The sequence below is a fragment of the Streptomyces sp. genome (genome assembly GCF_019510245.1).
Classification (GTDB): Bacteria; Actinomycetota; Actinomycetes; order Streptomycetales; family Streptomycetaceae; genus Streptomyces.
This window is the reverse complement of sequence record NZ_JAEKKT010000289.1, coordinates 1-4,595: the sequence shown is the minus strand read 5'-3', so window position 1 is coordinate 4,595 and position 4,595 is coordinate 1. Positions and strand designations below refer to the sequence as shown.

4 protein-coding genes and 1 pseudogene are annotated in these 4,595 nt (G+C 69.8%); all 5 read right to left on the bottom strand.

The annotated features are described in order from the left end of the window. The coding region (locus JF597_RS49095; protein ID WP_294012387.1) for a hypothetical protein at nt 1–1,851 on the bottom strand (1,851 nt) is incomplete at its 3' end. Beyond that, complete coding sequence (locus JF597_RS49090; protein WP_294012384.1) at nt 1,848–3,761, bottom strand: hypothetical protein; 1,914 nt, start codon at nt 3,759–3,761, stop codon at nt 1,848–1,850. The genes JF597_RS49090 and JF597_RS49095, both read right to left, overlap by 4 nt. Then, the gene (locus tag JF597_RS49085) at nt 3,754–3,882 is read right to left on the bottom strand and encodes a hypothetical protein (RefSeq protein WP_294012381.1); all 129 of its coding nucleotides are present in this window, start codon (nt 3,880–3,882) and stop codon (nt 3,754–3,756) included. The genes JF597_RS49090 and JF597_RS49085 overlap by 8 nt, the downstream gene beginning before the upstream one ends. Before the next feature lie 5 nt (nt 3,883–3,887). Beyond that, complete coding sequence (locus JF597_RS49080) at nt 3,888–4,307, bottom strand: hypothetical protein (RefSeq protein WP_294012378.1); 420 nt, start codon at nt 4,305–4,307, stop codon at nt 3,888–3,890. Continuing rightward, nucleotides 4,304–4,595: pseudogene (locus JF597_RS49075) on the bottom strand (hypothetical protein); the annotation flags it as partial. The pseudogene JF597_RS49075 and the gene JF597_RS49080, both read right to left, overlap by 4 nt.

The following is a 4,595-nucleotide window of genomic DNA, read 5'->3' as shown; positions in this document are numbered from 1 at the left end:
CAGGTCGGCGTCCTCGACCGCCCGCAACAGGGTCACGAACGGCTCGGAGCGTTGCACGTCCAGCGCCTCCGAACTGCTGGCCGGCTCCACCAGCACCGCCACATTCTGTTCATCGCAGAGCCGCTCGATGCGCGCCGCCGCGGTTTCGCCCGCGTAGCCGGCACTGGCCGCCGAGAAGGAGTCGGCCACGAACGGTAGGTCGTTGTCGCCGAGCCAGATGTGGCCGTAGGCCGCGTCCGCCATCGGGTTGACCACCTTGAACTGGGCGATCCGGTCGGCGGTGCCCACGTAGCTGCCGGTGCTGAACCAGAAGGAGGTGTCGCCGACCTGATGCCAGATCAGCGTCCAGGTCACGTTGCCCAGGCCGTCCTCGGCCGTCTCCAGTTGCATCGCCACCCATTGCGTGACGTTGACAACGGTGATCGTGGCCGAGCGGGCCACCACGACGGTGCCGTCGATGGCGTACCCGGTGATCCCGTACGAGGTGGCGTCGGCGTCGATCACCCATCGGTTGACGGTGCCGTTGGCGCGCCACTCGATCAGCGTGGTCGCCGCGGCCGGCACGCTGGGCAGCTTCACCAGGAACATGCCGGCGTAGCCGTCCGGGGTGATCGTGTAGGTGTAGATGTTGCCGGTGATCGTGGAGTTGGCCGAGTTGACTTTCAGGACCGGGTCCGAGCCGGGCAGGTCGCTCTCGGCCCCGAATGTCACGTCCACCACGGTGGCGCGCCGCTCGGCGGCGACCGCCGAACTCATCGAGGTGGCGTCCGAGCCGTCCTCGCCCGGCCAGTAGCCGGCCGGATTCTGCGCGATCAACTGCCGGTACAGCGGCGAGTTCAGCGCGGCGGCCTGCTGCAGCCGGCGCAACGGACCGTTGGCGACCACGGTGGCGGTCGAGTCGTTACCGGTCTTGTCCCAGGTCACCGGCCACTCACTGACCAGCCCGGTGAACAGGATGGCCGAGGCGGTGTACTCGTCGATGCTGACCGCGAGGCTGCCGGCGTTGGTGTTGCCGGCGATGCGCCACTGGTACACCCCGACCCCGGCGCCGGACAGGTCGCTGTCCTGCGTCTCCAGGTTCCAGTCGGAGGGCTCGGCGGTGCCGTCCAGCCACGCCTTGACCTGCAGGTTCGCGCCGTGCGCGACCGCCCGGACGCGGATTTTCGTGCCGGCGCTGTAGGCGATCCCGGTGGCGGTCAGTGTGGCGATGGCCGAGTAGGCGCCGGCCACCCACTTGTGAATGCTGACCTTGATCGTGTTGCTGGTATCGAACTCGATGCCGGCCAGGTACATGTTATTGACGTCGCTGTAGCGCAGCATCGCCCCGGCGAACCAGTTGGCCCCGGTGGTCCGCGCGCCGATCGAGGCCACGTACTCCACGTCCACGTCCAGGCCGCCACCGGTGCTCGAGACGGCCACCGCCGCGGTGTTGGCCGCCGCGAACGTGGTCACCCCCTGCGTGCCGGACACCGTCCATGAGCTGGTGGCGGTGTGCGACCAGACGAACCCGGCGTCGGAGGTGCCCCATCCGGATCCCGAGCTGCGGGTGAACGTGTCGGCCATCCGGTTGACCCGCACCTGCAGCGGCGTGTTGCGGCGCAGGTTCGGATAGTAGGTGCCCAGCGCGTTGCGGGAGGAGTAGGCGCCGGCCCGGTTGTTCAGCGTCAGCGTGCACTTGCCGGGGTCGGCGTGCGAGCCCTCATCGCGGCGCCCGACGTCGAGGCTGATCCCGGTGCGGAACCGGACGTCGGAGGTGATCTCCGTCCAGGTCCAGGAGGTGGGCGAGTTCGGGTCGTAGCCGGGGGCGATGAACACCCGCACCGGCAGCGGCGCGTTGGGAAAGTAGCTCATGCCAGACCTGCCAGTTCCCCGGTCCGCACCCATTTGCGGATCATGCGAACCATGTCCGCCTCGGCGCCGGTCACGTCCAGCACCAGCCGGCCGCCGCCGCCGCCGCCGCCGCCGCCGCCCGCGCTGCCACCGCCCGTGCCGGCCATCATCTGCCGGGTCTTGCCGGCCGTGACCACGGTGCCGCCGACGTTGGGCACGAACAGTTCGGGGCCGCGCTCACCCACCAGGTACGGGGTGGCCCGGCTGACCGGACCGCCCACGGCGCGGTGCTGCAGCAGGCCACCGACCTGCAGCGCGGCGCTGGCGACGCTCGCGCCGATGGTGCGGATCCGCACGGTGTAGGTGCCGGCCAGCCGTTGCGCGGCGATGCGGGCCGCGTCGATGGCGGCCTTGGCGACCGACGCGCCGGCCGCGGCCACGTGCGCCTCGTACTTGCGGGCGAACGCGTTGCCCTTGCGGTGCGCGGCGTCCATCTGGCGGCCCACCTCGGCGATTTCCGGGGCGGTCATCCCGGCCGCCTCCAGGGTGGCCTTGAGCGCCGGGGTCATCTTGCCGTTGCTGGTGGCCGCCACCTTGCCGGCCGCGTCCTCCAGCACCAGCGCCGCCCGCGCCTCGGCGCGCACCGCGTCGCGGTACTGCGGCGAGTTGCGGCCGTGTTCCTTGAGCGCCGCGGTGGCCGCCTTGTGCGCCTTGGTCATCTTGTCTTGAGCGTCCAGGAAGCCGAAGGCCGGGTCGGTTTCGGCCTTCAGCGCGGCGGACAGGTCGGACAACGCCGCCACCTCGCCGTGCAGCACCCGCGCGGTGGCCTTGCTGGCGTCCGACATGCCCGCGGTGGCATCGGTGGCGTCCCGGCTGGCGTCCGCGGCGGCCTTCGCCGCGATTTCCACGGCGAAGTATTGGACCTGCGCGTCGTGGCCGAAGGCGCCGTACTTGGCCAGCAGGCCGAACGCCTCGGTCAGCCCGGTGATGGTGGCGCTGACCGCCACCACGGTGCCGTCCAGGATGCCGAAGGCCATGTTCATCGCGGTGGCCGCGGCGACCCCGTTCTGGCTCATCGCAGTGAACATGTTGCCGATGACGTCGCCGAGCCCGGCAATCCCGTTGGAGATCGACTCGATGACCGGTCCGGCCTTGTCCACCAGGTCGGCGATGCCCTGCGTGATCCGGGTGGCGAAGGTGCCGACCCCCTCGGTCAGCATCGGCAGGAACTTCGCCGACGAGGACAGGATCCGGTCAATGTCCGGGCCCAGCGCGATGAATCGGGCCTGGATCGAGCCGATCGACTTGATGAGCGGCTCGGCGAAGTAGGTGACCGCCCGGTCCTGCAGGGAGGTGGTCACGGTCTTGCCGAGCGCCCCGGCCGCGCTCTTGACCCGCGGGTCGTTGGCGGCCAGCATCACCCCGCCGACCACCCCGCCGATCCCGGCCCCGCCGATGACGGCCGCCGAGATGGTGGCCCCGATGAACGGCGCGGCGGCGGCGGCCATCCCGGCCAGCGCCGGGATCAGCGGTCCGGCACCGGCCGCGCTGTCGAAAACCGAGCTGATCCCGCCCATCAGGCGCTTGCCGAGGCTTTCGCCCTCCTGGACGATCTCATGCTCATCGGGCAGCATTCCCGACAGGATGCTCTTGCTCTTGGACAACTTTTTGATCTCGGACTCGGCGCCGCGCATGGCCTTGGACAGGTCCATTCGGGTGGCCTTGTCGTCGGTTTCCGCGTACGCCTTGGCCAGGCCTTTGAGGTTGGCCTCGTGCTTGCTGACTTCCTTGTCCAGGGTGTGGATCTGGCGCTTGGTGTCGTCCGCGGTGTGGCCCAGTTTGTTGAGGTTGCGCGCGAAGCTGTCGGTGGCCTTGCCGGATTTGTCCCGGGCCAGCAGGTCCAGGATGATTTCGCGTTTGTCGTCAGCCACGCTGGTTCGCCTCGCTCAGGTAGTCGATGTGGTCGGCGATGCTCGGCACCGACAGCGCGGCCAGCCGATCCGGGGTGATGCCCATCCGGATCGTGAACATCGGCGCGATCGCATCGAGCAAGACGGTTATCCCGCCACCGGCAAGCTCGGCAAAGCGACGGTAGGTGTCGTCGGCGGGGGCTCCGGCGAGGGCTTGTCGTCTTTTCCCAGGTCGTCCAGTTTGGCGCCGCGCCACTCGATGGCGAACACCAGCGGCGCCCAGTCGGCGAACTCGCCCGCCAGTTTCGCGTCGGCCAGGTGCACGGCCGTCCAGGTGGCCAGTAGGTCACCCAGCACGCTCTGCTGGCGCAGCTCCTTGAACGCGGTGCGCACCGGGTAGCCGGTGGCCTGCTCGAGCTCGAGGAGCCGCGAGACCGGCAGCCGGACGATGGCCCACTCGTCATAGAGGAACCAGTCCGCGCCGTACTTGGCGATGTCCGCCTCATCCTCAAAGCGGAACTGCATCGGCGTGAAGATCGTGGTGTTGAGCTGCGTGCGGTCGGTCATATCAACCTCTTGGCAAAGTCGTCGAGCACGGTGATCATGGCGGCCTCGGCCCGGTCGGCGGCCTCGGCGGTGGCCCGCTCAAAGAACCCGGCGCGCACCCGGGTGGTGTACCAGTGCTTGCGGTGGCCGAACAGCGGGTGCCGCAGCGCGCCGGCGTTGATGGCCCGGATGTCGCGGCGTTCCCGCTTGCCGTCGGCGAAGGTGACCAGGCGCAGGCTGGCCGTGCGCGAGCCGGTGCGCAGCGCGGTGCGGAACCGCAGCGAGGCGCTGAACAGCGGCGCGTACCGG